Origin of the sequence: Actinomadura sp. 21ATH (assembly GCF_041951345.1) — a bacterium.
GTDB lineage: Bacteria > Actinomycetota > Actinomycetes > Streptosporangiales > Streptosporangiaceae > Spirillospora.
In genome coordinates, this window is sequence record NZ_JBGNUR010000018.1 from 116,140 (window position 1) to 140,561 (window position 24,422).

Genomic DNA, 24,422 nt, shown 5'->3' on the forward strand with positions numbered 1-24,422 from the left:
GAGGAACCCGATGAAGATCAGCACCGTGATGTGGCCGACCCGCTCCTGGCCGGAGGCCGGCGACCAGTGGCGCCGGGCCGAGGAGCTCGGCTTCGACACCGCGTGGGTGTACGACCACGTGGCCTGGCGCGGCACCACCCCGTGGTACGACGCGTACACCACCCTCGCCGCCGCGGCGGCGGTGACCTCGCGGGTCCGGCTCGGCACGCTGGTCACCTCGCCCAACTTCCGGCATCCCGTCCCGACCGCGCACGCCGCCAAGACCGTCGACCACGTCAGCGGCGGCCGGCTCCGGCTGGGCATCGGCGCGGGCGGCACCGCCCGCACCTCCGACGGCGGCGTCCTGGGCGGCCCGGACTGGACGCCCCGCGAGCGGGCCGGCCGCTTCGCCGAGTGGGTCGAGCTCCTCGACCGGCTGCTCACCGGACCCGAGACGACCTACGAGGGCACCTACTACTCCGCCCGGGAGGTCGTCACCGAGCCCGGCTGCGTCCAGCGGCCCCGCGTCCCGTTCGTGATCGCCGCGACCGGCCCCCGGGGGCTGCGGCTGGCAGCCCGGCACGGTGCCGGCTGGGTCACCACCGGCGGCCGCGACGGCCAGGACCCGCAGGACGCCGTGCGCGCCCAGCTGGACGGGCTGCGCGCCGCCTGCGAGGCCGAGGGGCGCGACTTCGCCGGGATCAGGCCGGTCTTCCTGACCGGCTTCACCGGCGAGCCCTGGCTGGAGTCGGCCGGCGCGTTCCAGGACCTGGCGGGCCGCTACGGCGAGCTCGGGATCGACGAGATCGCCGTGCACTGGCCGCGTCCGGGCACCGACTGGGCCGCGGATGTGAAAGTGTTCGAGGCCATCGCCGCACCGTGACCCCCGGCCGAGGAGACCGCGCCATCATGCCGTACGTCGTGCTCGCCTTCGCGATCCTGTTCGAGATCACCGCGACCCTCTCGCTGCGCGCCTCGGAGGGGTTCTCCAAGGCCGGCCCCTCGGTCATCGTCGTGGCCGGCTACCTGATCTCGTTCGTGCTGATGGCCAAGGCGCTGACGGCGCTGAACGTCGGCCCCGTCTACGCCATCTGGTCGGCGCTCGGCACGGTCGGCGCGTTCGTCGGCGGCGTCGTGCTCTTCCAGGAGCCGGTCCGGCCGCTGAGCATCGCGGGCGCGGTGATCGTGGTGGCCGGGGTGGTGGTCATGAGCCTGGGCGGCGGCGTCCGGCACGGCTGAGCGGCCGGCGGCGCCGCCGCGCCAGCTCCTGCCCGGCCGCGATCACCAGCCAGGTGAGCGCGGTGACGTCGTCCACGACCCCGACGGGCAGCAGGAAGTCGGGGACCAGGTCGACCGGCGAGACGATGTAGAGCACCGCCGCCACCATCGCGACGATCTTCCCCTTGCCGGTCCGGTACGGCTCGTCGCCGGGCCCGGCCGGGCGGCGGCGCCGCAGCCGGAGCAGCCCGGCGATCAGCACCCCGGCGCCCACGCCCATCAGCACGCCACCGGCGACCGTCAGGTCCAGCCCGGCGACCGCGCCGTCCGCGACGAGGACGACCACCGCCCCCGCCACGAGCACGGCCAGTCCAGCGAAGATCATCGCGCACCTCCGGGCCGCCCGGCCGGGCGGCGCGCCCGGTGCGGCCTCCGTCCGTGGCTCCCCGCCGCCGCGGGGACGGTCATATCCGGTATTGCCCGCCTTCCTCGCCCCATTCGCCGAACGGGGGCTCTTCTCCCGCGTCCATGGCCGCGCACGCGCGCTCGTCCAGGAGGACGAAGACCAGGCGGCGCACCTCCAGCCTGCGGGCGGCCGCCGCCGTGGCGGCCACGCCGGTGCCGGGGCCGGCGAAGACCAGGTCCGCCTTCGCCGCCCACTCCGGGAAGCCGCCGAACGCCGGCGCCCAGGCGGCCGAACGGTGCCCGGCGACGATCCGGTAGCCGTACGCCCCGCCGCCCGCGGGGAGCGGATCGATGTGCAGGGCGCCGTGCCGGAACGGCTCCAGCGCCGGCTCCCGCATGCCGGTCTCGCGGGCGACCCGGCACAGGTCGGGGTGCGCCTCCCCGTCACCGACCAGCCAGGCGTCCACGTTCTCCGGCGGCTCGGAGCCCGCGCCGCCGTCGATCCCGACCCGGGTGTGCCCGTACTCCACGAGCAGTCCCGCCGGGGCGAACCGGGCCGACCCCGCCGCCCCCACACCGAGCAGCATCAATCGCGGCATACCTGGATGGTTACCCCGGGTCGCCCTCCCGTCCACCCCCTTCGATCGAGGGGGGCGCGGTTCGGGAAGCGGCGTTGAGGAGGGTCTCGGCTATCGCGCGGGCGCGGCGGGCGGGTTCGGGGGAGCGCAGGCGCAGTGCGGTCACGATCGCCCCGTCCAGCAGCAGGACGAACTGTGCGGCGAGTTCGGCGTGCTCGGTGTACCCGGCCTTGGCGAGCAATTCGCCGACGTAGCCGGTGACCGCGCGCTTGTGGTCCTCGGCCAGCCGGTAGACGGCATGGTCGGTGTCGGCGATCTCGGCCATCGCGTTGATGAACGAGCACCCGCGGTAGTCGTCGCCACCGAAGTCGGCCTCCAGCGCGTCGAAGAGCGCCAGCGGATCGTCACCGCGCGAGGCGACGTTCTCGGCCAGGGCGCGGCGCCACTTCTCGTCCCTTTCCCGCAGCACCGCCGACACCAGGTCGTCCTTGCTCGCGAAATGCCGGTAGAAGGACGCCCGGCCGACGCCGGACCGCTCCAGCAGGCGCTCCACCCCGACCGCGCGGATGCCCTCGGCGTAGAAGAGGTCCTCGGCGGCCTGGACCAGGCGTTCACGTGCACGGGTCGGCATGCCACCGACGATAGTACGACTTGACCACAACGGAACCGATCAGTACCGTCGCAGAGCAAATGGAACCGATCAGTACCGTTTCGGAGGTTGCGGTGGCCGGTGACGGCTGGACACGGCGTGCACGGTGGAGCGTGCCCGCCCTGGGACTCGGGGTCTTCGCGGTCGGGACGGACGAGTTCGTTCTCGCCGGCATGCTTCCCCTGCTCGGCGACACCTTCGGTATCCCGATCGCCACGGCGGGGCAGGTGGTCACCGCCTTCGCGCTGGTCTGCGCGGTGCTCGCACCGGTCCTGGGCACGCTGACCGCCCGCTGGCCGCGGCGCCGGATCCTGCTGATCGCACTCGGCGTCTACCTGGCCGGCAATGCCGCCACCGCGGTCGCGCCGTCGTTCCCCCTGCTGGTGACCGCGCAGATGGTCGCCGCGGCCGGGGCCGGACTGTTCGTGCCGGCCGCGGCGGTGACCGCCGCCGCACTGGTTCCCGCCGAGCGCCGGGGCCGGGCGATCGCCCTGGTCACCACCGGCTTCACCGCGGCCACCGCTCTGGGTGCCCCCATCGGCACCGTCCTGGGAGGGGCGCTGGGATGGCGCGCGACGGTGTGGTTCCTGGCCGGGCTGGCGGTGCTCGGCATGGTGTTCGTGCTGGTCCTGGTGCCGGGACGGGTGACGGTCCCGGCACCCGAAGGTCTGGGCGAGCGGCTGCGCCCGCTGCGCGATCCGCGTGCGCTCGCCCTGATGGGCACCACCCTGGTGGGTTTCACGGCCGTCTACATCCCCTACACCTACATCTCCGCCGTCTTCGAGCCCGCGACGGGCGGGGACAGCGGGCGCCTGGCCGTGCTGCTGTTCCTCTTCGGCGCGGTCGGTGCCCTGGCCAACTACGCGGGCGGAACGCTGGCCGACCGGCTCGGGGGACGGGCCGTCGCTTCCGGCGCCATCGCCCTGCTGACCGCCGCGCTGCTCGTGATGCCCCTGGCCACGGGCTCCCTCGCGGCCGCGGCGGTGATGGTGGTCGCGTACGGGGTCCCGGCCTGGGCACTGACGACCCCGCAGCAGCACCGGCTGATCGCCCTGGATCCGGCCTCGGCATCGGTGTACGTATCGCTCAACGCCGCCATCCTCTACCTGGCGATCTCGCTGTCGGGCATGGCGGGCGCCGCCGGCATCGGCTGGTTCGGCGCCGGCCGGCTCGCTCCGGCCGCCGCCGTGATCGCCCTGCTGGCACTGGGCCTGTCGGAACTGGCCCATCGGCTCACCCGCCGGCCAGGTCATGACGAGACGCGGACCACACGCCTCACGGCAGACTCCAGCTCACGGTGAGCGGCAACGCCTCGCACCGAGGAGCGCGCGTTGGACGCGCCCTCAGTGCCCGGCGATCGGCCGGTGGCCCATCGTGGCGAGCAGCTCGGTCGGCGTGCAGCCGGCCAGGGCGCGCACCTCGCGGTTGAGGTGGGCCTGGTCGAAGTAGCCGCACGCGTGGGCGGTGCCGGCCAGGTCGGGCGGGCCCGCCGTCATCAGCTCGACCGCGCGCTCGAAGCGCAGCACGCGGGCCGTCACCTTGGGCGGCAGCCCGACCTGCTCCTTGAACCGCTGGGTGAGGTGGCGGCGGCTCCAGCCGACCTCGGCCACCAGGTCGGTGACGGGGACCCGGCCGCGGGCGGCCGTCAGCAGCTCCCACGCGCGCGCGACCTCGGGGGCGGGGGAGGGGCCGACCTCCAGCCGGCCGAGCAGGAAGCGGTCGAGCAGGTCGAAGCGGGCGGGCCAGCCGGGGGCGGCCGCCAGCCGATCCGGGAGCTCGGCGGCGGCCCCGCCGAGCAGGTCGGGGAGCGGCACCGCGAGGTTGGCCAGCTCGCTCATCGGCGTGCCCAGCAGCGTGTACGCGCCGAGCGGGGCGAGGTCGAGCTGGATCCCGCGCTGGGCCGCGGTGCTCTGGTACGACCCGTGCCCGTCGTACATCCCGGCGAAGCAGGAGGAGAAGCGGCGCGGGGCGGCGCCGGGCATCTCCATGTCGAGCGGCGGCCCCATGTTGATGATCATGACGGTGCGGCGGCTCGGCAGCGTGCGCTTGCGGTTGGGCGCGGGCCGCTTCTCCCAGTAGCCGTGGTAGGCGTCCAGGAACGGCCGCAGGGCGGGGTGGGGACGGCCGTGCGCCATCCACCATTCGCCCTGGTCATCGATGCGGACCGGTCGCATCCCTCCAGTCTGGCATCCGGGTCCGACAGGCGGGCGGGCCCTCGGGCGTCGTGGAGCCGGTCATTCGTAGATCTGGCCGCACACCGCGATGCGGGCCAGGTCGGCCCAGCTCATCGTGGTCATCGGGCGGACGTAGGAGCGCGCGAGCGGCCGCCCGCCGGACGCCGGCAGCGGGATCCGGGCGCCGTCGGCGGCGTCCCAGCCGCCGAGGCTGCCCGCCACCGCGCACTCCAGGTAGGTGGCCGGGTCGAAGTTGTACCAGCGGCGCGGGGTGGCGCGGCGGCCGGTGCCCGGCGGGCGCGGGGCGTCCACGCCGAACCGCGCCTGCGGGCCCGGCGGGTGGGCGATGAAGTCCTCCAGGTCGGCCAGCTGGGACAGCACGACCCGCTCCCAGTCGGCGTACCCGGCCGGCTCGGCGCCCGGCAGGGACAGGTCGCGGGTGCTCCAGGACGGGTCGTACTCCGCGGGCGGGACGCTCGACGCGGCCGAGAACATCGCCGCCACGTCGTCGGGATGCAGCCGCTCGCGCCGCCGGAGCGGGCGGCTGACCGTCCACAGCGCGCGCAGGAACGCCGACAGCGACCAGGACGCCGCCCGCGCCTCCTGCCCCAGCTGGAGGAAGTGCAGGTAGAGGTCCCGGTTGGTGCGCACGACCGGACCGGACGGGCCGGTGACCCAGTAGAGCTGCTTGTGCGGGACGCCGCTCTCCAGCGCCAGCACCTGGGCCAGCGCCGAGATCCGGGAGTCGTGCGTCGTCATCTGGACCTGGTTGCCGTCGTCGTCCTGCCGCATGACGTCCCACGTCTGCATCCGGCGCCTCCACGGTCGGGGGATGTGCGGTCGCGGCTCCGAGACCGAGAGTGTCCCATCGCCGGGCGGCGCCGCCAGTAGCGGCCGTGTCACTGTTCGGCCTCGAAGCCGTGACCGCGAGCACCCTTCCGTACGGCGCGGCGGGCCCCAGGGGATCATCGGGCCCGCCGGCGGGACGGGTCAGCCCCTGGAGCGGTGGATCACCTGGATCTCGGTGAAGCCGTACAGGCCCCAGGGGCCGTTCTCGACGCCGACGCCGCTCCACTTGAAGCCGCCGAACGGCTGGTGCGGGGCGAGCGCGAGGTGGGTGTTCACCCAGGCGGTGCCGCACTCGAGCCGGCCGGCGACCTCGGCGGCCCGGTCGGCGTCGGCGCTCCAGACCGAGCCGGACAGCCCGAAGTGGGTGCCGTTGGCGCGCTCGACGGCCTCGTCCAGGTCGCGGTACCTCACCACCGGCAGCGCCGGGCCGAACTGCTCCTCGTCGACGATCCGGGCGCCGTCGGCGATGTCGGCGAGGATCGTCGGCTCGAAGAAGTAGCCGGGGCCCTCGACGGGCTTGCCGCCGGCCGCCGCGCGGGCGCCGCCCGCGATCGCCTCGGCGACCAGCTCGCTCACCCGCTCGAACTGCGGCCTGTTGTTCACCGGGCCGTACTCCACGCCCTCGGTCATGCCGTCGCCGACCTTGACCGACTTCGCCTTGGCGGCCAGGGCGTCGACCACGTCGCCGTACAGCGCCTCGGGCACGTACACGCGCTTGATCGCCGAGCAGACCTGGCCGTTGTTCATGAACGCGGCGCCGAACAGCCGGTCGGCCACCGCGCCCGGGTCGGCGTCGTCGAGCAGGATGGCCGGGTCGTTGCCGCCCAGCTCCAGCGTGACGCGCTTGAGGTCGGGCGCCGCGGCGGCGGCGACCCGCTTGCCGGTGGCGACGCTGCCGGTGAAGCTGATCTTGCGCGGGATCTCGTGGCCGGTCATCCAGGCGCCCAGGTCGTCGCCGCCGGTCACGACGTTGAGCACGCCGGGCGGCAGCACGTCGCGCAGCGCCTCGCCGAGCCGCAGGCTGGACAGCGGGGTGAACGGGGACGGCTTCAGCACCATCGTGTTCCCGGCCAGCAGCGCGGGCGCGATCTTCCAGATCGCCAGCAGCAGCGGGTAGTTCCACGGGGTGATCGCCGCGACCACGCCCATCGGGCGGCGGACCACCTCGACCAGCGCGGTGTCGTCGTCCTGGATCACCTCGCGGGGCAGCTCCAGGTCGGCGAAGTACTTCAGCCACACCCCGGCGCCGACCACCTCCATGGTGCCGTCCTGCAGCGGCTTGCCCTGTTCGAGCGTGAGGACCCGGCCGATCTCCTCCGACCTGGCGAACAGCAGGTCGGCCGCGGCGTGCAGCGCCTTGCGGCGGGCGGCCTCGTCCCGCCGCCACTCCGGCAGCGCGTCGCGGGCGGCGGCCATCGCGGCGTCGAGCTGCTCGCGCGAGCAGTCGGGGGCCTGCTCGGCGACCTCGCCGGTGGCCGGGTTGATCACGCCGAACGTCGCGGGCGCCGCCACGGCCTCGCCGCCGATGGTCATCGTGTACTCGGACAAGGTGATCCTCCACTGTCGCGCGATACCGAATCGCGTTCAGTATTCACCGCGGGACGCCGTCCGTACAGCACCGAGGGGCGCCGCCCGGCGGACGGCGCCCCATGGGGGATCGGTGGACCGGTCAGAGGGTCAGGGTGCGGTCGACGAAGTCGCGGTAGTCGCGCAGCGCCAGCCGCAGCCGCTCGGTGTCGGGGGACGCCTCGCCGCCCTCGTTCAGGCGCTCGTCGAGGGTGCGCTTGCGGGCGGCCAGGGCCTGGCCCACCGCGTTGACGATCTCGGCCGCGAGCTCGTCCGCCTGGCGGACGGCGCCGCGGGGGTCGTCGACGAAGCGGGACTGCACCTCGCGCCAGCGCTCGTGGAAGCCGTCGGCGGCGGAGCCCTCCAGCAGCCTCCCGTGCTCCGCGGTCGAGGTCTCGCGCGTGCGGCCGGGCGCGTGCTGAGACCCGTGCTGAGACCCGTGCTGGGACGCGTGCGCGGTCTCGGCGGCCGGAGCGGGGGGCGTCTCGGCCGTGCCGCTCTCCCCGGTCTCCCCGGACGCGGGCGGCGCGGGGGTGGCCGCGGGCCCGGCGACGCGCCGATCGCCGCCGATGCCGGCAGCGGTGCCGGGGGCGCCGGGGGCGCCGGGGGCCTTGCCCGGGTCAGTGCCGGTACGAAGCGCGGGGTCCGTGGTCTCGTGCTTCACGGGTCACCGCCCCCTCTCGGTGTCCTGGCCGTGGTGCGCCGGGGTGCCGTGCGCGGGGGCGCCGGGCGCGTTCGTGCCGGGCGTGCCGTGCGCGGGACCGTCCGGGGACGTGGCCGAGGCCGTGCCCGGAGCCGCGGGCGCGGCCGGGCCGCGCCGCGCGGCGGGAGTCGCGGAGCGCTCCCCTCCGGGGACCTTCAGCAGGTCCTCGAACAGCGCCCGGTAGTGCACCATGGCCTGGCGCAGCTCCTCGGTGCTGGCCTCGTTGCGCGAGGCCCGGTCGCTGATGTCGTGGCCGCGCCGGTAGTGGTCCAGAGTGCGGCCGTGCTCGACCGACAGGTGCGCGACCCGGTCGTCGAAGTCCCTGGTCGGGTAGCCGCGCTCGCCCATGACGACGGTCACCAGGCGGCCGGCCTGCTCGACGGCGGCGCCGGGGGCGTCCACGAACTGCTCCTGGACGTGCACCCACTGCTCGCGGTACAGCTCCCGCTGCCGCGGGTCCAGCTCGCGCAGCTCCAGCTCCTCGTGCCGCCGCTCGCGGGACATCAGCTCCCGCTCGGCGGCGGCGCGCTTGCCGTGGCGCTCCACGGCGCGGTCGTATTCGGGTCCGAATCGCCGCCGGAGTGCGCGCGTGCGTGCCTGGGTCCGCAGGGCGTACGCGGCCGCGGCCACCAGCGCGATGATCACTACGGCGACGACGACCATGATGATGGTCGACATTGCTCCTCCACGTGGGTCGGGTCGATGGACGGCAAGTGCCCCGACAATCGCCGTCAAAACGGACGAGACGTTTCGGATCCTGGGTAGAAAGATCACGACTTCGCGCAATACGACCGGAACTAGTGCGCCGTGAGGGAAACGCGTGCTGTGATGGGGTGCATACGGCCGCCCGCGCGGCAGGGTGCGGGCCCGTCCGATGGGATGTGATGCCCGGTGCGCCACGCGTTCGGATTCCTGCTCGGCGTCCTGCTCACACCGGCGCTGGTGTACGGCGCCGGCTGGGGATACGTCCAGGCGGGCCAGTCCTTCGACGGGGCCGCACAGGAGATCACCGACAGCACCCGGATGTACGGCGCGTTCGCGCTGCTGGCCGCCGTCGGCCTGGTGACGGGCGTCATCATCGTCGCCCGGTGGGCGTCGCCGCTGGTGTCGCTGGTCCCGGCGCTGGCGCTGCTCGGACTGTCGGCCTACTTCCTCATCGACCCGGCCCGCGCGCTCGACCTGCCCGGCAAGGTGCCGCCGGCCGGCGACCTCGACTTCGGCCTGCGGATGCTCCTGGGGTCGGGCCTGTACGCGCTGCTGGGCTTCGCGCTGCTGATGCCGACCTGGGCGCCGCGCCGCTGGGGGAGCGACCGCGACGACGAGGAGGAGGCGTCCGAGTCCTACTACCCGGCCGCCCAGCGCTGACCCGGACCCCCGCGCGTCCCGGCGCCCGTCACGGCGCCGCCGCCCGGTCCGGGCGGTCGTACGCGCCCTCGCCGCGGTACAGGCGCGCCACCACCTCCTCGATGCCGGTCTCCCGCAGCGCGATGTCGCGGATCTCGTAGCGGCCCGCCAGTTCCGCGACGACCGCCGCCGCGTTCGCGTCCCTAGGCAGGCGCAGCAGCTGGCGCGGCCCCTCGACCGCGATGACCTCGGCGTCCGGCAGCGCCACCGGCGGCTCCGGCCGGGCCAGCTCGACGACCAGGACCCGCCCGGCGCCGGCCGTCGCGCGCAGCCGCTCCAGGCCGCCGTCGTACGCCAGCCGGCCGTGATCGATGATCATCACCCGGCGGCACAGCCGCTCGATGTCGCCCAGGTCGTGCGTGGTGAGCAGGATCGTCGTGCCGCGCTCGGCGTTGACCCGCTCCAGGAACTCCCGGACGGTGGCCTTGCTGACCACGTCCAGCCCGATCGTGGGCTCGTCCAGCACCAGCAGCTCCGGATCGTGCAGCAGCGCCGCCGCCAGGTCGCCGCGCATCCGCTGGCCGAGGCTGAGCTGGCGGACCGGCGTGTCCAGGAACGGGCCCAGCTCCAGCAGCGCGGTCAGCTCCGCCAGCCGCGCCCGGTGCGCCGCCGCCTCCACCCGGTACAGCCGCCGGATCAGCGTCAGGCTGTCGCGCAGCGGCAGGTCCCACCACAGCGTCGTCCGCTGCCCGAACACCACGCCGATCCGCCGCGCCAGCGCGGTCCGCTGCCGGGACGGGTCCAGCCCGCACACCCGCACCCGCCCCGACGACGGGGTGAGGATCCCGGTGAGCATCTTGATGGTGGTGGACTTGCCGGCGCCGTTCGGGCCCAGGTACCCGACGAACTCGCCGCGCCCCACCGTGAACGACACCCCGTCCACCGCCCGCACCGCCGTGCGCGTACGCCGGAGCCCGCGCCCGGCCCGCTTGCGCACGGTGAACGCCTTGGACGCGTCCTCGACCTCGATCATCCCGCCCCTCCCGCCGTCCCTCGCCCGCTAGCTCCCCGTCGACCGGTAGTGCCGCAGCCCCGTCCGCCAGGCCAGCCCCGTCCGCCAGGCCAGCGCCGCCGCCGCGCACACCAGCACCGCCGCCGCGGGCGACGCGAACCGCAGCCAGGACGGCAGGCCGGCCGGGTCCGGCCGGTCCAGCACGTACAGCGCGGGCTGCCAGTTCACGAACGCCAGCGGCACCGCGAACGTCACCCCGCGCACGAAGTCGCGCCCGAACACGCTCATCGGATACTGCGTCAGGAATCCGCCGCCGTAGGTGACCGCCTTGGTGGCGGCGTGCCCCTCGATCAGCACGAAGTGCAGCGACGCGGTGAGCACCCACAGCCCGGCGAAGATCGCGATGCCGCACAGCACCATCAGCGGGACCATCGCGATCCGCCCGGCGTCCCACGGGGCGTCCAGCCGGGGCAGCACGATCGCCAGCACGGCCGCCGCCGGGATCAGCTTGCCGAGCCGCCGCGGCGAGAACTCCTCGGTGGCGACCTGGACCAGCGGGCTCACCGGGCGCACCAGCATGGCGTCCAGCGTCCCCTGCCGGATGTGGAGGCCGAGCCGCTCGGTGGTGCCGAACAGCAGGTCGGACACCGCGAACGCCAGCGCGCCGGTGCCGTAGAGGAAGATCACCTCGGTCCCGGTGAACCCCGCGATCACGGGCGCGTGCGCGAACATCAGCACGATCGCCAGCAGGTCGAGCGCGCCGACCGCCGCCACGCCGAGGGCCAGCAGCACCATCGACACCGGGTACCGCGCCGCCGCCCGCACCCATGTCCAGGCCAGCAGCGCGTACATCCGCACGGTCCGGTCCAGCACCTCAGCCACCGTGCACCACCAGCCTGCGCCGGGCCGCCAGCGTCAGCGCGCGGCCCGCCGCCAGCAGCACCACCGCCCAGCCCGCCTGGAACGCCAGCGCGCCGGCCAGCTCCGCCCCGCCGTACTTGCCGAGGAAGACGTCGCCGGGCACCTGGATCAGCGCCGCCCACGGCAGCGCCCGCGCCGCTTCGCCCAGCCAGCCCGGGAACACCACCAGCGGAAGGATCATGCCGGAGAAGAACAGCGACATCACCAGCGCGACCGAGTTCAGCCCGCGGTCGTCGTGCAGCCAGAACATGCCCAGCGCCACCAGGTAGCGGATCGCGAACCCGGCCACGATCGCCAGCAGCACCGACACCGCGAACACCGCGAGCGTCGCCGGCCCCGGGAAGCGCGGCGGGAACACCAGCGCCCCCGCCACCAGCGGGGGAGCGCCGCGCAGCAGCAGCGCCGCGGACCCGCGCGCGAGGTCGTCGGCCAGCCACCAGCCCTGGAGGTCGACCGGGCGGTGCAGGTCGATCGCCACGTCCCCGCTGCGGATCCGCTCGGTGAGCTCCATCCCGCCGAAGATCTGGACCGGCCCGATCAGCGCCTGGGTCAGGAAGCAGAACGTCACCGCGTCCGCGGCGTCGTAGCCGCCCAGCGAGGGGCGCTCGGTCCACAGGGCAACCAGGATGTAGGCGCGCATGAAGCCGAAGACGGTGTTGGTGAGGGCCTCGGCCAGGGCGCTGAGCGGGTACGCCGTGTACCGGCGGAACGCGTACCACGCCACCCACGGAAAGACGCCCACTCGCCATGAGCATACGGAACGGCGCGGAGGGAATCCATGTGGTCGCGGGGCGTGGGCCGGGCCCGGTCGCGCCGCGGGCCCGGCCTCCGCCCCGTGCCTACCAGGTGGTGGGCTTGGACGGCGTGTACAGCCACACCCGGAAGAAGTCGTCCAGGTCCTGCCCGGAGACCTTCTCGGCCAGGGAGATGAACTCCTCGGTCGTCGCGGTGCCGTACCTCTTCTGCGCGACCCACGTGCGGGCCAGCCGCAGGAACCGCTCGTCCCCGATCTTCTGCCGCAGCGCCTGGAGCGTCAGCCCGCCGCGCGAGTACACCGCGCCGTGGAACATCTGGTCGCGGGTCGGGTCGGCGACCACCAGCTCCCAGAACGCGGGCCGGTCCGGCGGCGTCGCCGGCGGGTTGTCGTAGGTCTGCTGGAACGACTCCTGCGCGCTCTGCCCGCCGTGCCGCTCGGTCCAGTACCACTCGATCCAGCGCGCCCAGCCCTCGTTCAGCCAGATGTCCTTCCAGCGGTGCGTGGACACGCTGTTGCCGAACCACTGGTGCCCGATCTCGTGGACGACCACGCCCTCGTTCCGCGGCCGGTGGTAGATCGGCCGGCTCTGCGTCTCCAGCGCGAAGCCGACGTTGAGCGGCGGGACGTTGTTGTTCTCGACGATCGAGCCCGTGGTGGTGAACGGGTAGCGCCCGAAGTAGTCCGCCAGCTCGTCGGTGGCCCGGGTGGTGTGGCGCGGCGTCGCGACCGCGTCCGGGTGCGCCGCCACGTCCGGGTCGACGGCGTCCAGCTGCGGAACGCCCTTCCCGGTCTCGGTGGTCGACACGTTGAAGCGGCCGATGGTGTTGGTCGCCAGGTACGGCGCCATCGGCCGGTCCTCGTGCCACACGAACGTGGCGCCGCCGCCGTGGTTCCACTGCTTCACCAGGTGGCCGTTCGCGATGGCCTTCAGCCCGGCGGGCACGGTGGTCCTGATCGTGAACAGCGCCTTGTCCCTGGGGTGGTCGTTGGCCGGGAACCAGGTGGAGGCGCCGTCGGGCTCCGACGACACCGACGCGCCGTCGGGGGTGTGGATGAAGCCGTACGGGAGCCCGAACACGATCGGGCCGCCCAGCGTCTGCGGCACGCCGTCGTACCGGACGGTGACGGTGAACGCGCGGTTCTTGCGCAGGCCCCTGGGCGGCGTGACGACCAGCTCGCGCTCCCCGGTCCGGGTGAAGCGGGCGTTCCTGCCGTCCACCTGGACCGAGCGGACGTTCATCTTGTAGAGGTCGAGGTTGAACCGCGACAGGTTCTGGGTGGCCCGCGCGCTGAGGACGGCGGTGCCCTTCAGCACGTCGGTGGCCGGGTCGTAGGCGGTGTCCAGCCCGTAGTGCCGGACGTCGTAGCCGCCGTTGCCGAGCTCGGGGAAGTACGGGTCGCCGAGCCCCGCCGAGCCGGGCGTGAAGCGGGCGTCGGCCAGCGCCGCGGGGGCGAGCGCGGTCACGCCGATCGCGGCGAGCGCCAGCGACAGCAGGTACGGGGAGCGCCGCAAGGCCATCGGTCGGATCCTCTCCGTCGAGTGTTCCGTCGATAGAGTCGATGGATCAGAGTGGTACGCCACGAATCTGACGCCGGCCGGAAGATCTGTCGATGCCGCTGCCCGGTAGCGGCCAGCGGTGAAAACCTCGTATCAGGCTCGCGCGTCGCCCCCTCGCCCCTCGCCCACCCGCGCGCCCGGTGTGCGGACGCGAGAAGGCCCCTCCTCCGGGTGTAGGGACGGAGGAGGGGCCTTCTGCTCGCCGACCGGGGCCGGGTCGGCGGATTTCCTCAGTGAGCCAGACCGAGGAAGGGCCCTGGGGGACGGACCGCGGCGGGCCCGCCGGAGAGGCTTAGTGGAACTGGGCCTCTTCGGTGGAGCCGGTCAGCGCGGTGGTGGACGAGTCCGGCGCGATGGCCGTGCTCACCTGGTCGAAGTAGCCGGTGCCGGCCTCGCGCTGGTGCTTGACCGCCGAGAAGCCGCGGTCGGCCGCCGCGAACTCGCGCTCCTGCAGGTCGACGTAGGCCGTCATGCCCTCGCGGGCGTAACCGTGGGCCAGGTCGAACATGCCGTAGTTGAGGGCGTGGAAGCCGGCCAGCGTGATGAACTGGAACTTGAAGCCCATGTGGCCGAGCTCGCGCTGGAACTTCGCGATGGTCGCGTCGTCCAGGTGCTTGCGCCAGTTGAACGACGGCGAGCAGTTGTAGGCCAGCATCTGGTCCGGGTACTCGGCCTTGACGGCCTCGGCGAACTTGCGCGCGACCTCCAGGTCGGGCGTGCCGGTCTCCATCCAGATGAGGTCGGAGTACGGCGCGTACGCCTTGGCGCGGGCGATGCACGGCTCGATGCCGTTGCGGGTGCGGTAGAAGCCCTCGGCGGTGCGCTCGCCGGTGAGGAACTCCTGGTCGCGCTCGTCCACGTCCGTCGTGATCAGGGTCGCGGCCTCGGCGTCGGTCCGCGCGATGATCAGCGAGGGAACGTTGGAGATGTCCGCGGCGAGGCGGGCGGTGTTCAGCGTCTTGACGTGCTGCGAGGTCGGGATGAGGACCTTGCCGCCGAGGTGGCCGCACTTCTTCTCGGAGGCCAGCTGGTCCTCCCAGTGCACGCCCGCCGCACCGGCGGCGATCATGCCCTTCATCAGCTCGAAGGCGTTGAGCACGCCGCCGAAGCCGGCCTCGGCGTCGGCCACGATCGGGGCCAGGAAGTGGGTGTCGCCCGAGCCCTCGGACCACTGGACCTGGTCGGCGCGCAGCAGCGCGTTGTTGATGCGGCGGACCACGGCCGGGACCGAGTTGGCCGGGTAGATGCTCTGGTCCGGGTAGGTTTGGCCGGCCAGGTTGGCGTCGGCGGCGACCTGCCAGCCGGACAGGTAGATGGCCTTGAGGCCGGCCTTCACCTGCTGGACGGCCTGCATGCCGGTGAGCGCGCCGAGGGAGTGGACGTAGTCCTCCTCCTGCAGCAGCTTCCACAGGCGCTCGGCGCCGAGCCGCGCCAGCGTGTGCTCCTCCTGGACCGAACCGCGCAGGCGGATGACGTCCTCGGCGGTGTAGGTCCGCTCGATGCCGTTCCAGCGCTCGTCGGTCTCCCACTGCCTCCGCAGCTCGTCGGCTGCGCCCTTGAGGCGACTGTCGCTCATGATCTCGCCCTTTCGTGTCGTCCCCTGGGTGCTTGCGTCGACTATGCCCCGGACGCAAGCCCTTAATGAACTCGTGAGTAACAGAAGATTCGCGAAATTTCCGCTAACATGAAGCCGTGACGACCTTGCGGCCAGAAGAACCCCTCAACTTGACGAGTGACTTCGACCTCGTCACCTTCGGGCAGCGGCTCCGGCATCTGCGGCGGGGCCGCGGCATGACCCTGTCCGAGCTCGGCGAGCGCGTCGGGCGCGCCCCCTCCCAGCTCTCCCTGCTGGAGAACGGCCGGCGCGAGCCCAAGCTGACCCTGCTCCAGTCCCTCGCGTCGGCGCTGGAGGTGCCGGTGGAGGAGCTGCTGCGCCGCCAGCCGCCCAGCCGCCGCGCGCAGCTGGAGATCGCGCTGGAGGAGGCGCAGCGCGACCCGCTCTACCGCTCCCTCGGGGTCTCCCACCTCAAGGTGAGCAAGCGGATGCCCAACGAGGTGATCGAGCACATCCTGGCGCTGTACGGCGAGCTGCGGCGCAGCCGGACCAAGCCCACCGCCAGCCCCGAGGAGGCGCGCAAGGCCAACGCCGAGCTGCGCCGCCAGATGCACGAGCGCGGCAACCACTTCTCCGAGATCGAGGACGTGGCCGCCCAGACGCTCGACGCGGTCGGCTACCGCGGCGGCGCGGTGTCCCAGGGCACGCTGATGACGCTGGTCAGCCACTTCGGGTTCGGGCTCCAGTACGTCCAGGACCTGCCGCGCTCGGTGCGCTCCATCACCGACCTGCGCAACCGGCGGATCTACCTGGAGCGCGAGCAGCTGGGCATGCACACCCCGCGCACGATCCTGCTCCAGACGCTCGGCCACATCGCGCTCGACCACGACGTCCCGAAGGACTTCGCCGACTTCCTGCGGCAGCGGGTCGAGGCCAACTACTTCGGCGCCGCGATGATGATGCCGGAACGGGCCGTCGTGCCCTACCTCCAGGAGGCCAAGGCCAACCGCGAGCTGTCGGTGGAGGACCTGGCCGACGTGTTCTCGGTGTCGTACGAGATGGCCGCGCACCGGTTCACCAACGTCGCGACCCACCACCTCGGCCTGCAGCTGCACTTCACCAAGAACGACGAGAACGGCACCATCTACAAGGCGTACGCCAACGACGGCCTTGCCTTCCCGCAGGACGAGGCCGGCGCCATCGAGGGCCAGCGGATGTGCCGGGAGTGGGCGGGGCGGCACGTGTTCCAGACCGCCGACCGCTTCTCGGTGTACTACCAGTACACCGACACGCCGACCGGCACGTACTGGTGCCTGTCGCACATCGACCCCAGCCACGAGCGCGACTTCGCCATCACGCTGGGCGTGCGGTTCGAGGACTCGCGCTGGTTCCGCGGCCGCGAGACCACCAACCGGGTGAAGTCGGCGTGCCCGGACGGCGACTGCTGCCAGCGCCCGCCGGTGGAGCTGGCCGAGCGGTGGGAGGGGATGGCGTGGCCGTCCGCGCGGGCCCACTCGCACGTGCTGTCGGTGCTGCCGCCCGGGGCGTTCCCGGGGGTGGACGAGGCCGACGTTTACGCGTTCTTGGACCGGCATGCCGCCGGATGACCGGTGTGTTGTGGACGCGTTAAGTTCTCGGGTCGGCGGCCCCGGGCCCGTTCCAAAGGTGAATCATCTGGGCTGACATGGCGTTTCCTAGTGAAAGGACGTTTTTGTCCCCCAGACGGTCCCCACGGAAGGGAGATCCCGAGTGCTGCCTGAGGTCGCGTCGTGGCTGCGCCGCCGTACCAGCGAGTCGGCGGACTGGCCCCTCGAGACGCTGCTCGCCGTGAAAGGCTCCACCCGGATCAGCGTGGTACTGCCGGCCAGGGACGAGGAGGAGACGGTCGGCGCCATCGTCTCGGCCATCCGCACGGAACTGGTCGAGCAGGCCCCGCTGGTGGACGAGATCGTGGTGATCGACTCCCGGTCGACCGACCGGACGGCCGCGGTGGCCGCCGCGGCGGGCGCCGAGGTGGTCGCGCAGGACGCCGTGCTCCCCGAGGCCGGCCGCATGTCCGGCAAGGGCGAGGCGCTCTGGAAGTCGCTGGCCGCCACCGGCGGCGACCTGATCGTCTTCGTGGACGCCGACCTGCGCGGCTTCGCGACCTCCTACGTCACCGGCCTGCTCGGCCCGCTGCTGACCGACCCGTCGGTCGGCTACGTCAAGGGTTGCTACGACCGCCCGCTCGTGACCGGCGAGGGCCGGGACGAGACCGGCGGCGGCCGCGTCACCGAGCTGGTCGCCCGGCCGCTGATCAACCTGCACTGGCCGCTGCTGGCGGGCGTGATGCAGCCGCTGGGCGGCGAGTACGCCGGCCGCCGTTCGCTGCTGGAGCGGCTGCCGTTCGTCACCGGGTACGGGGTCGAGCTCGGGCTGCTCCTGGACGTGTTCCAGGAGGCCGGGCTGGACGCCATCGCCCAGGTCGACCTCGGCCGCCGGGTGCACTCGCACCAGACCACCCGGGCGCTCGGCGCGATGTCGTCCCAGATCATGCTGGCCGCCTGGTCCCGGCTCCAGCGGCACGGCCGGATGCTGCCGCTGGAGGCCCCGTCCACCGCGCTCACCCAGTTCGCCCGCGGGGCGGACGGCCACGACGTGCGGGTCAGCGACGTCGGCGTGGGGGAGCGGCCGCCGATGGCCGAGGTCCCCGGCTACGCCGCGGCCCGCCGCCCCATGCTGTCGTGATCCTTCCGCACCCGTTCTGACCTGGTCTTCTGACCCCGCCTTGGCGTCCCCCTGGGGGGCGCCTTCGCAATGTTGGCCCAGCGTTGGCCCGTGTGACTCCCGCCACGGCGGCCGTTCCCGCATCTGGGCCCGGCCGACCATGACCGGCTTTCTAGGTGCTACCGTTGGTAACAGCTGATATTGGAGAGAGGGTCAATAAATATGAGCACCGAGCCGACGCCGTTCTCGATCGAGCCAGGGGAGGACGTGCGCCAGGTCCAGGAGTGGGTGCACGAGTTCGCGCGCGACGTGATCCGGCCCGCCGCCGAGGAGTGGGACGAGCGGGAGGAGACCCCCTGGCCGCTCATCCAGGAGGCGTCCAAGGTCGGCCTCTACTCCCTGGACTTCTTCGCCACCCAGTGGCTTGAGCCCAGCGGCCTCGGCATCCCGGTCGCGTTCGAGGAGCTGTTCTGGGGCGACGCCGGCATCGCCCTGTCGATCGTGGGCACCGGCCTGGCCGCCGCCTCGGTCGCCGCGGTCGGCACGCCCGAGCAGACCGCCGAGTGGGTCCCGCAGATGTTCGGCACCGCCGACGACGTGAAGCTGGGCGCGTTCTGCGCCTCCGAGCCCGACGCGGGCAGCGACGTCGGCTCCATCCGCACCCGCGCCGTGTACGACGAGGCCAAGGACGAGTGGGTGATCAACGGCACCAAGACCTGGGCCACCAACGGCGGCATCGCCGACGTCCACGTCGTGGTCGCCTCGGTGCACCCCGACCTCGGCAGCCGCGGCCAGGCCAGCTTCATCGTCCCGCCCGGCACGCCCGGCCTCAAGCAGGGCCAGAAGTTCAAGAAGCACGGCATCCGCGCCTCCCACACCGCCGAGGTGATCCTGGAGGACGTCCGGGTGCCCGGCGCGCTCATCGTCGGCGGCAAGGAGAAGTTCGACGAGCGCATCGCCCGCGTCCGCGAGGGCAAGAGCGCCAAGGGCCAGGCCGCCATGAAGACGTTCGAGACCACCCGCCCCTCCGTGGGCGCGATGGCCCTCGGCGTCGCCCGCGCCGCCTACGACTACGCCCTCCAGTACTCCCAGGAGCGGGAGCAGTTCGGCAAGAAGATCGGCGACTTCCAGGCCATCGCGTTCAAGCTGGCCGACATGAAGTGCCAGATCGACGCCGCCCGCCTCATGGTCTGGCGCGCCGCCTGGATGGCCCGCACCGGCAAGGACTTCACCAGCGCCGAGGGCTCCATGGCCAAGCTGATGGCCAGCGAGGCCGCCGTCCGCGTCACCGAGGAGGCCATCCAGATCCTCGGCGGCAACGGCTACACCCGCGAGTACCCGGTCGAGCGGATGCACCGCGACTCCAAGATCTTCACCATCTTCGAGGGCACCTCCGAGATCCAGCGCCTGGTCATCGGCCGCACCATCACCGGCCTCCCCGTCCGCTAGCTTCTGACCCGCACTTTCGTCCGTGTACGGGGCGTTGCCCGTCCTCCGGCCGGATCCCTCGGGAGCCGCCGGGAGACGGGCCTTCGTACGCTCGGGACACGGTCGGGACGTGATCACGGGGTCCCGTTCCGGAGCGCGGTGCTGCGCAGCCAGCAGGTCCCCGTGAGGCCGGTAGCGCGCTCCGTGGGCAAATGCCGATCCGCTTACACGGTGCGGACGCGGCGCTGATTTCGCGCGACCAGGTAGGCCGTCCAAGCGAACGCCGGAAGCGGAGAGTAGAGCTGCCAGTACTGCCAGATGGGGTCCGCATAAGGCCCCAGCGGTCCCGAGCGCGCTGCGACCCGCTGCCCGATGTGGGTGCGGTCGACGCCCGACACGTGGCCGCGGGCCGGACCGTCAGGTGTCCGCCAGGAACCGGTGCAGTCCAGGACCTCGGTGGCTCCTTCGCGAGGAGTGGCCGTCGAGCGGACGCAGCGTTCGACGGAGACGCTCACCGGCTCTCCTGTGGAGAAGGTGATGAGAAGAAGCAGCGGGTAAACCCCCAGCCCTCCAAGAACGAAGGCGCACGCGCCGAAGAACCAGATCACCGAGCGGACCATCCGGTCATTGTCACGTCAGGCGGTCTCTCACGGAAGCCGGGCGGTTCGCCTGCAACCGGAGGTTGACCTCGGCCGTCTGAGTGCGGAGGTGATGCTCCGATGGTTCGCGGTCCAACGATCGTGTCGGTCTTCATCGGCGCGCGGCCGTTCGTGTGCACGGTGTGCCAGGCGTCCCGGTTCCGGAAGCGGAGGATGTACCTGCGCTGGCGGGGGGAGTTCGTGGCCCCGCCCCTGCCACCGGCGACGGGGCTCGTGTGCACCGGCTGTGGCTATCTCCACATGTTCTACAACGATGATCTGCGGTTCGAGGTGCACAGCGGACGGCTCTGAGCCGGCCGGCGATCGCGGGTCGCGCAGGCCGGTATCGATACTCTGTCGCGCATGTCCGACGGATCCCGGGAGGACGCCGAGTTCGCGCTCGCCGTGACCCGCTACGAAGAAGCGCTCAAGCAGGAAGAGGACGCCAAGGCGGCCCTCTTCGCGGCTGCCGCCGCCGCCGTCCGCGCCGGCAGCAGCCCGGAGGACCTGGCCGCCAAGGCGCCTTTCAGCGCGGCCTACATCCGGCGCCAGGTCCGCGAACTCGGCGTCGAACCACGCCCGCGCGGCCCCAGGGCGGCCAAGAAGAAGTAGCCACGGCACGCCGGCGAGCGTGTCCGCCCGGACTCGACGCAGAAAGCGGATCGCCTGGGCGCCTGCCCGGGCGCTCGTGCTGAGTTCAGGCGGGGACCAGGGGGCGGACCTGTTCGGCGACGAAGCGGACGAAGCCCTCGGGGTCGGGCTCGTCCGCCGTGGGCTGGAGGACGACCGTGCCGGCCCCCGCGTCCGCCAGGCGGCGGACGGCCTCGGCGACGGCGGCCGCGTCTCCGGCGACGCCGATGTCGGGGGAGGGGACGTCGCCCTCGGCCGCGAGTTCGGCGCGCAGGCGGGCGGCGCCGTCCGGGCCGGTCGCCGCGTGGAAGTAGGCGACGATCTCGTGACGGCCGGTACGGCCCGCCGCCCGGCGGCCCTCGTCGATGAGCGCGCGGGCCTTGCGCACGCCGTCGATTCCGGTGCCTGCGGTGAGGACGGTCCCGTCCGCGGCCTCGCCCGACAGGCGCAGCGAGCGCGGCCCGGTGGCGCCGGCGTACACGGCGGGCGCCGTGGCCGGTGGCCAGTCGAGGGCGACGCCGTCCAGCCGGACGTACCGGCCCCGCGTGCTGACCCGCTCGCCGCGCAGCAGTGCCCGCGTGGCGGTGAGATGCTCGCGGAGCAGGGTCAGCGGGGAGTCCACCCGCGCGCCGACCTGGCCCATCCAGTCCTGGACGCCGTGCCCGAGGCCGAGGATCACCCGGTCGGGGAAGAGCCGGTGCAGCGTCGCGGCCTCCATCGTGGTCAGGGCGGCGTTCCGCAGCGGCACCGGGAGCAGGCCGATGCCGATCCGCAGGCGCCCGGTCCAGGCCAGGGCCGCCGCGGCGGCGGCGACACCGCTCTCGTAGAAGCAGTCCTCCCAGAGCCACAGCTGGTCCAGACCGGCGTCGTCGGCCGCGCGGGCCACCCCGCGGAGCCGTTCGGGAGGGAGCTGAGGCCGGAACACGGCGCCGAGAGCGGTCATACCGATCTTCCTACCAAGCCTTCTCCGGCCGGACAACGCGATACCAGGGGCGTGGCATCCTGGCGGCATGAAGGTGATCGTCATCGGAGCGGGCGGGACGCTGGTCAACTCCGGGCTGGAGGGCTTTGTTCGCAACGCCGCCGCCGAGCTCCCGCGGGGGCTGCGCATCAACGTGGTCAGCCCGGGGTGGGTCAGCGAGACGCTGGAGGGTCTCGGCATGGACGCCTCGGACGGCACACCGGCCGCCGTCGTGGCCGCGGCCTACGTCAAGGCGCTCGAAGGCACCGCGCAAGGCGAGACGATCGTTCCCTGACGCGGGATCTCGGGCCACCCGGCCGGGGCGCGCGGAGGGCGGGAGCCGTAGAGTGTGCCCGTATTGGACCCGATGTCGATGAGCGGCCGCGCGCCGGCGGGAGGAGCGGTCATGGACGGTGCCCGTTCACGGGTCGCCGGTGCCGGTAGCGTACGGTTTCTCCCATGACGGCGACGGGTGCGGTGCGGGCGGGGTCACGGCGTGACCCCGGCCGCCGGCGCGCCCTCCTGGAGGCGGCCGACCGGGTGATCCAGCGGGAGGGCCCGGAGGCGTCGATGGCCGCCATCGCCGCGGAGGCGGGGATCAGCAAGCCGATCCTCTACCGGCACTTCGGCGACAAGAGCGGGCTGTACCAGGCGCTGGCCGAGCGGCACACCCGCAAGCTGGTCGAGGGGATCATGGCCGAGTTCTCCCGGCCCGGATCCGTGCGCGCCCGAACCCGCTCCACCATCGACACCTACCTGGCCACGATCTCGGCGAACCTGAACCTCTACCGGTTCCTCATGCACCGGGCCAGCGCCGAGGACGCGGCCACCCACAGCGCGATGAGCACCATGATCCGCGGGGTGAGCCGGGAGCTGGCCGAGGTGATGCTCGCCGAGGGCGACCGGCTGGACCGCACCCGCGCGTACGTGTGGGGCCACGCGGTCGTCGGGATGGTGCAGACCGCCGGCGACTGGTGGCTCGACCACGCCGGGGAGGTCCCCCGCGAGGCGGTGGTCGACGGCCTGGCAGACCTCATCCTGGCCGGGCTGCCGGCGGCCTCCTCCGACCGCGTCCTCGATCTGTTCCAGGACTGACGCCGTGCCGTTCCGGTGAACGGCCGTACCGAGAATCCACGACTCCCGAGGTGACAGTGCAGACCGACCTGAGGCCCGAACCCGCCGTCGAGACCGAGCGGCGCCCGTGGGGGAGCTTCGAGCGCTTCACGCTGAACGAGCCCTCCACCGTGAAGATCATTCACGTGGATCCCGGGCAGCGGCTCAGCCTGCAGCGCCATCGCGACCGCGACGAGCTGTGGGTCGCGCTCGACCCCGGCGCGGTGTTCGAGGTGGCCGGCCGCCGGATCGAGCCCGAGGTGGGCGAGCGGATCCTGATCCGGGCCGGCGACACCCACCGGCTGAGCTCGGCCGGCCCGGCCGTGCGGGTGATGGAGATCGCGTTCGGGCACTTCGACGAGGACGACATCGAGCGGCTGGAGGACTCCTACGGCCGCGCGTGACGCTCACCGCACGAGGTGGGCGTAGACGATGAGGTTGTCCCGGTACGACCCGTCCGCCTCGTCGTACGCGCCGCCGCAGGTGACCAGGCGCAGGCCCGCGTAGCGCACCTTCCCGTACACGCGCGTGCGCGGGAAGCGCCACTTGGGCACGCGCTCGGCCGCGTCCACGCGGAACACCGCCGCGCCGCCGCCGTCCCGGGCCACCCGGATCTCGTCTCCGGGGCGGAGCCGGTGGAGGCGGTGGAAGACGGCGGGGCCGTCGCGGTCGTCGTAGTGGCCGAGCAGGACCGCCGGTCCGCGGGCGCCGGGTGCCGGGCCCGGCGCGTACCAGCCGATCCGGTCCGCATGCCGCAGCGGCGGCACCTCCACGGTGCCGTCGCCGTTGAGCCCGACCCGCGCCACGGGCGCGTCCACCCCGATCGCGGGGATCCGGACGCGGGCCGGGGCGGCGGGCGGGAGGGCCGGGCCGTCGGGGATGTGCCACAGCGCGCGGGGGCCGCCGTGGTCGCGGTAGTCCGCCCGCGGCCCGCCGCCGTCCATCCCCTTGCCCATGGCCAGCGCGCCCGCCAGGGCCAGCCCGGCCGCCACGAGGTAGGCGCGGCTAGCGGCCACGGGACGCGCGGGACCGCGCCAGCGCCGAGCCGCCGATCGCGGCGGCCGCGACGACCATCGCCGTGCCGGCGAGCGCCCACGGCGGGCCGGGCTCGTGCGCCCCGCCGTCGCCCGTCCGCGCCCACCCGCGCGGGACGGGCACGGCCGCCTCGCCGGTCTCGTCCCTGTCCCGGCCGGTGCCCCCGGCCCCCGCGGTGTCCCCGTCCCGCGTGGAATCCCCGTCCCGCGCGGTGTCTCCGTCAGGCGCGGCGTCGCCGTCCGCGGCGGCGTCTTCGTTTCCTGGCGCGTCCCCGCCGGTGCCGCCGGGGAGGTGGAAGGTGCCCTCCTGGGTGAGGCCGGAGGCGTCGCACCTGGCCTCGACCCGGTGCGCGCCCGCCCGTTCCCGGACGATCCGCGCCTCGACGGTGAACCAGCCGTCGACGACCCTGCCCTCGCCGCGCGCCGCCCCGGTGACGCGCACCGCGCGGTCGGCGGCCTCGCAGCCGCCCGCGACGGTGACGGACGAGCCTGCGCGAGCGCCCTCGGCGTCGATGTCCAGCTCGCCGGCCCGCGCCGGCGCCGGCCACCCGAGGACCGCGGACGCGATCCCTGCGGCGAGCGCCGCCCGTATCGTGACCCGCATGAGCACCCTTCCCCTCCGTGCCTGATCCGAGCCGGTGATT

At 73.3% G+C, this 24,422-nt stretch carries 29 protein-coding genes; 12 read left to right on the top strand and 17 right to left on the bottom strand.

Annotated elements, in window-relative coordinates; all coding sequences use genetic code 11:
• Positions 1 to 10 precede the first annotated feature (10 nt).
• Both ACA361_RS35010 and ACA361_RS35015 read left to right on the top strand, forming a co-directional pair.
• The gene (locus tag ACA361_RS35010; protein ID WP_375019295.1) at positions 11 to 862 is read left to right on the top strand and encodes an LLM class flavin-dependent oxidoreductase; all 852 of its coding nucleotides are present in this window, start codon (positions 11 to 13) and stop codon (positions 860 to 862) included.
• 26 nt (positions 863 to 888) lie between these two features.
• Positions 889 to 1,218, top strand: coding sequence for a DMT family transporter (locus ACA361_RS35015; protein ID WP_375019296.1), 330 nt, complete (start codon positions 889 to 891; stop codon positions 1,216 to 1,218).
• Here the strand turns inward: ACA361_RS35015 and ACA361_RS35020 are convergent.
• From ACA361_RS35020 to ACA361_RS35030, 3 genes are all read right to left on the bottom strand, one after another.
• Complete coding sequence (locus tag ACA361_RS35020) at positions 1,184 to 1,582, bottom strand: YkvA family protein (RefSeq protein WP_375019298.1); 399 nt, start codon at positions 1,580 to 1,582, stop codon at positions 1,184 to 1,186. The genes ACA361_RS35015 and ACA361_RS35020 overlap by 35 nt on opposite strands.
• A gap of 79 nt (positions 1,583 to 1,661) precedes the next feature.
• On the bottom strand, positions 1,662 to 2,201 hold the full coding sequence (locus ACA361_RS35025) for a hypothetical protein (RefSeq protein ID WP_375019300.1): 540 nt from the start codon (positions 2,199 to 2,201) through the stop codon (positions 1,662 to 1,664).
• A 10-nt stretch (positions 2,202 to 2,211) separates the two neighbouring features.
• The gene (locus ACA361_RS35030) at positions 2,212 to 2,811 is read right to left on the bottom strand and encodes a TetR/AcrR family transcriptional regulator (RefSeq protein WP_375019301.1); all 600 of its coding nucleotides are present in this window, start codon (positions 2,809 to 2,811) and stop codon (positions 2,212 to 2,214) included.
• 131 nt (positions 2,812 to 2,942) lie between these two features.
• On the opposite strand from ACA361_RS35030, the gene ACA361_RS35035 reads away from it, so the two are divergent.
• A complete protein-coding gene (locus tag ACA361_RS35035) occupies positions 2,943 to 4,130 on the top strand; it encodes an MFS transporter (RefSeq protein WP_375019303.1) in 1,188 nt (395 codons plus the stop codon).
• A gap of 42 nt (positions 4,131 to 4,172) precedes the next feature.
• Here the strand turns inward: ACA361_RS35035 and ACA361_RS35040 are convergent, their stop codons facing one another.
• The 5 genes from ACA361_RS35040 to ACA361_RS35060 form a co-directional block, all read right to left on the bottom strand.
• Positions 4,173 to 5,003 carry a helix-turn-helix domain-containing protein gene (locus ACA361_RS35040; RefSeq protein WP_375019305.1) on the bottom strand — a complete coding sequence of 277 codons (831 nt, stop codon included), beginning with the start codon at positions 5,001 to 5,003 and terminating at the stop codon, positions 4,173 to 4,175.
• Between the two features lie 60 nt (positions 5,004 to 5,063).
• Complete coding sequence (locus ACA361_RS35045; protein ID WP_375019307.1) at positions 5,064 to 5,813, bottom strand: hypothetical protein; 750 nt, start codon at positions 5,811 to 5,813, stop codon at positions 5,064 to 5,066.
• A 180-nt stretch (positions 5,814 to 5,993) separates the two neighbouring features.
• Positions 5,994 to 7,400 (bottom strand): aldehyde dehydrogenase family protein, encoded by a 1,407-nt coding sequence (locus ACA361_RS35050; RefSeq protein WP_375019309.1) that lies wholly within the window; start codon positions 7,398 to 7,400, stop codon positions 5,994 to 5,996.
• 121 nt (positions 7,401 to 7,521) lie between these two features.
• Entirely contained in the window at positions 7,522 to 8,082 is a 561-nt protein-coding gene (locus tag ACA361_RS35055; protein ID WP_375019311.1) for a hypothetical protein, read from the bottom strand.
• Positions 8,083 to 8,085: 3 nt separating this feature from the next.
• Positions 8,086 to 8,799, bottom strand: a complete 714-nt coding sequence (locus tag ACA361_RS35060; RefSeq protein WP_375019313.1) for a hypothetical protein — start codon at positions 8,797 to 8,799, stop codon at positions 8,086 to 8,088.
• Positions 8,800 to 9,012: 213 nt separating this feature from the next.
• On the opposite strand from ACA361_RS35060, the gene ACA361_RS35065 reads away from it, so the two are divergent.
• On the top strand, positions 9,013 to 9,486 hold the full coding sequence (locus ACA361_RS35065) for a hypothetical protein (RefSeq protein WP_375019315.1): 474 nt from the start codon (positions 9,013 to 9,015) through the stop codon (positions 9,484 to 9,486).
• A gap of 28 nt (positions 9,487 to 9,514) precedes the next feature.
• Here ACA361_RS35065 and ACA361_RS35070 read toward each other — a convergent pair whose 3' ends face one another.
• From ACA361_RS35070 to aceA, 5 genes are all read right to left on the bottom strand, one after another.
• Positions 9,515 to 10,498: an ATP-binding cassette domain-containing protein gene (locus ACA361_RS35070; RefSeq protein WP_375019317.1), complete on the bottom strand. Its 984-nt coding sequence runs from the start codon at positions 10,496 to 10,498 to the stop codon at positions 9,515 to 9,517.
• Positions 10,499 to 10,525: 27 nt separating this feature from the next.
• Complete coding sequence (locus ACA361_RS35075; RefSeq protein WP_375019319.1) at positions 10,526 to 11,359, bottom strand: ABC transporter permease; 834 nt, start codon at positions 11,357 to 11,359, stop codon at positions 10,526 to 10,528.
• Positions 11,352 to 12,140, bottom strand: coding sequence for an ABC transporter permease (locus tag ACA361_RS35080; protein ID WP_375019321.1), 789 nt, complete (start codon positions 12,138 to 12,140; stop codon positions 11,352 to 11,354). Before ACA361_RS35080 ends, ACA361_RS35075 begins: the two co-directional genes overlap by 8 nt.
• A 97-nt stretch (positions 12,141 to 12,237) precedes the next feature.
• Positions 12,238 to 13,674, bottom strand: a complete 1,437-nt coding sequence (locus tag ACA361_RS35085) for a M1 family metallopeptidase (protein ID WP_375019323.1) — start codon at positions 13,672 to 13,674, stop codon at positions 12,238 to 12,240.
• A gap of 331 nt (positions 13,675 to 14,005) precedes the next feature.
• The gene (aceA, locus tag ACA361_RS35090; RefSeq protein WP_375019325.1) at positions 14,006 to 15,289 is read right to left on the bottom strand and encodes an isocitrate lyase; all 1,284 of its coding nucleotides are present in this window, start codon (positions 15,287 to 15,289) and stop codon (positions 14,006 to 14,008) included.
• 149 nt (positions 15,290 to 15,438) lie between these two features.
• On the opposite strand from aceA, the gene ACA361_RS35095 reads away from it, so the two are divergent.
• The 3 genes from ACA361_RS35095 (at position 15,439) to ACA361_RS35105 (ending at position 19,423) form a co-directional block, all read left to right on the top strand.
• Complete coding sequence (locus tag ACA361_RS35095; RefSeq protein ID WP_375019327.1) at positions 15,439 to 16,875, top strand: helix-turn-helix domain-containing protein; 1,437 nt, start codon at positions 15,439 to 15,441, stop codon at positions 16,873 to 16,875.
• A 142-nt stretch (positions 16,876 to 17,017) separates the two neighbouring features.
• Complete coding sequence (locus tag ACA361_RS35100) at positions 17,018 to 17,995, top strand: glucosyl-3-phosphoglycerate synthase (protein ID WP_375019328.1); 978 nt, start codon at positions 17,018 to 17,020, stop codon at positions 17,993 to 17,995.
• A gap of 201 nt (positions 17,996 to 18,196) precedes the next feature.
• A complete protein-coding gene (locus tag ACA361_RS35105) occupies positions 18,197 to 19,423 on the top strand; it encodes an acyl-CoA dehydrogenase family protein (protein WP_366616764.1) in 1,227 nt (408 codons plus the stop codon).
• A 203-nt stretch (positions 19,424 to 19,626) separates the two neighbouring features.
• Here ACA361_RS35105 and ACA361_RS35110 read toward each other — a convergent pair whose 3' ends face one another.
• Positions 19,627 to 20,022: a hypothetical protein gene (locus tag ACA361_RS35110; RefSeq protein WP_375019331.1), complete on the bottom strand. Its 396-nt coding sequence runs from the start codon at positions 20,020 to 20,022 to the stop codon at positions 19,627 to 19,629.
• Between the two features lie 99 nt (positions 20,023 to 20,121).
• Between ACA361_RS35110 and ACA361_RS35115 the strand changes: the two genes are divergently transcribed.
• Both ACA361_RS35115 and ACA361_RS35120 read left to right on the top strand, forming a co-directional pair.
• Positions 20,122 to 20,352, top strand: a complete 231-nt coding sequence (locus ACA361_RS35115) for a hypothetical protein (RefSeq protein ID WP_375019333.1) — start codon at positions 20,122 to 20,124, stop codon at positions 20,350 to 20,352.
• Positions 20,353 to 20,403: 51 nt separating this feature from the next.
• Positions 20,404 to 20,652, top strand: a complete 249-nt coding sequence (locus tag ACA361_RS35120; protein ID WP_375019335.1) for a hypothetical protein — start codon at positions 20,404 to 20,406, stop codon at positions 20,650 to 20,652.
• A gap of 85 nt (positions 20,653 to 20,737) precedes the next feature.
• On the opposite strand, the gene ACA361_RS35125 is transcribed toward ACA361_RS35120, so the two are convergent.
• Complete coding sequence (locus ACA361_RS35125; protein ID WP_375019337.1) at positions 20,738 to 21,613, bottom strand: LLM class flavin-dependent oxidoreductase; 876 nt, start codon at positions 21,611 to 21,613, stop codon at positions 20,738 to 20,740.
• Between the two features lie 67 nt (positions 21,614 to 21,680).
• On the opposite strand from ACA361_RS35125, the gene ACA361_RS35130 reads away from it, so the two are divergent.
• The 3 genes from ACA361_RS35130 (at position 21,681) to ACA361_RS35140 (ending at position 23,148) form a co-directional block, all read left to right on the top strand.
• Positions 21,681 to 21,926: a hypothetical protein gene (locus tag ACA361_RS35130; protein ID WP_375019339.1), complete on the top strand. Its 246-nt coding sequence runs from the start codon at positions 21,681 to 21,683 to the stop codon at positions 21,924 to 21,926.
• A 164-nt stretch (positions 21,927 to 22,090) separates the two neighbouring features.
• Complete coding sequence (locus ACA361_RS35135) at positions 22,091 to 22,726, top strand: TetR family transcriptional regulator (protein WP_375019341.1); 636 nt, start codon at positions 22,091 to 22,093, stop codon at positions 22,724 to 22,726.
• A gap of 50 nt (positions 22,727 to 22,776) precedes the next feature.
• Positions 22,777 to 23,148: a phosphomannose isomerase type II C-terminal cupin domain gene (locus tag ACA361_RS35140; RefSeq protein WP_375019343.1), complete on the top strand. Its 372-nt coding sequence runs from the start codon at positions 22,777 to 22,779 to the stop codon at positions 23,146 to 23,148.
• Between the two features lie 3 nt (positions 23,149 to 23,151).
• On the opposite strand, the gene ACA361_RS35145 is transcribed toward ACA361_RS35140, so the two are convergent.
• Together ACA361_RS35145 and ACA361_RS35150 are read right to left on the bottom strand one after the other, a co-directional pair.
• Complete coding sequence (locus ACA361_RS35145; RefSeq protein WP_375019345.1) at positions 23,152 to 23,760, bottom strand: class F sortase; 609 nt, start codon at positions 23,758 to 23,760, stop codon at positions 23,152 to 23,154.
• Entirely contained in the window at positions 23,750 to 24,382 is a 633-nt protein-coding gene (locus ACA361_RS35150; protein ID WP_375019347.1) for a hypothetical protein, read from the bottom strand. The genes ACA361_RS35145 and ACA361_RS35150 overlap by 11 nt, the downstream gene beginning before the upstream one ends.
• Between the last annotated feature and the right edge of the window lie 40 nt (positions 24,383 to 24,422).

Bases quoted from the DNA above. Each gene is read 5' to 3' on its own strand.
- ACA361_RS35010 (WP_375019295.1), top strand. From the start codon at position 11: ATGAAGATCAGCACCGTGATGTGGCCGACCCGCTCCTGGCCGGAGGCC.
- ACA361_RS35015 (WP_375019296.1), top strand. From the start codon at position 889: ATGCCGTACGTCGTGCTCGCCTTCGCGATCCTGTTCGAGATCACCGCG.
- ACA361_RS35020 (WP_375019298.1), bottom strand. From the start codon at position 1,582: ATGATCTTCGCTGGACTGGCCGTGCTCGTGGCGGGGGCGGTGGTCGTC.
- ACA361_RS35025 (WP_375019300.1), bottom strand. From the start codon at position 2,201: ATGCCGCGATTGATGCTGCTCGGTGTGGGGGCGGCGGGGTCGGCCCGG.
- ACA361_RS35030 (WP_375019301.1), bottom strand. From the start codon at position 2,811: ATGCCGACCCGTGCACGTGAACGCCTGGTCCAGGCCGCCGAGGACCTC.
- ACA361_RS35040 (WP_375019305.1), bottom strand. From the start codon at position 5,003: ATGCGACCGGTCCGCATCGATGACCAGGGCGAATGGTGGATGGCGCAC.
- ACA361_RS35045 (WP_375019307.1), bottom strand. From the start codon at position 5,813: ATGCAGACGTGGGACGTCATGCGGCAGGACGACGACGGCAACCAGGTC.
- ACA361_RS35060 (WP_375019313.1), bottom strand. From the start codon at position 8,799: ATGTCGACCATCATCATGGTCGTCGTCGCCGTAGTGATCATCGCGCTG.
- ACA361_RS35070 (WP_375019317.1), bottom strand. From the start codon at position 10,498: ATGATCGAGGTCGAGGACGCGTCCAAGGCGTTCACCGTGCGCAAGCGG.
- ACA361_RS35085 (WP_375019323.1), bottom strand. From the start codon at position 13,674: ATGGCCTTGCGGCGCTCCCCGTACCTGCTGTCGCTGGCGCTCGCCGCG.
- aceA (WP_375019325.1), bottom strand. From the start codon at position 15,289: ATGAGCGACAGTCGCCTCAAGGGCGCAGCCGACGAGCTGCGGAGGCAG.
- ACA361_RS35105 (WP_366616764.1), top strand. From the start codon at position 18,197: ATGAGCACCGAGCCGACGCCGTTCTCGATCGAGCCAGGGGAGGACGTG.
- ACA361_RS35110 (WP_375019331.1), bottom strand. From the start codon at position 20,022: ATGGTCCGCTCGGTGATCTGGTTCTTCGGCGCGTGCGCCTTCGTTCTT.
- ACA361_RS35115 (WP_375019333.1), top strand. From the start codon at position 20,122: ATGGTTCGCGGTCCAACGATCGTGTCGGTCTTCATCGGCGCGCGGCCG.
- ACA361_RS35120 (WP_375019335.1), top strand. From the start codon at position 20,404: ATGTCCGACGGATCCCGGGAGGACGCCGAGTTCGCGCTCGCCGTGACC.
- ACA361_RS35125 (WP_375019337.1), bottom strand. From the start codon at position 21,613: ATGACCGCTCTCGGCGCCGTGTTCCGGCCTCAGCTCCCTCCCGAACGG.
- ACA361_RS35130 (WP_375019339.1), top strand. From the start codon at position 21,681: ATGAAGGTGATCGTCATCGGAGCGGGCGGGACGCTGGTCAACTCCGGG.
- ACA361_RS35135 (WP_375019341.1), top strand. From the start codon at position 22,091: ATGACGGCGACGGGTGCGGTGCGGGCGGGGTCACGGCGTGACCCCGGC.
- ACA361_RS35150 (WP_375019347.1), bottom strand. From the start codon at position 24,382: ATGCGGGTCACGATACGGGCGGCGCTCGCCGCAGGGATCGCGTCCGCG.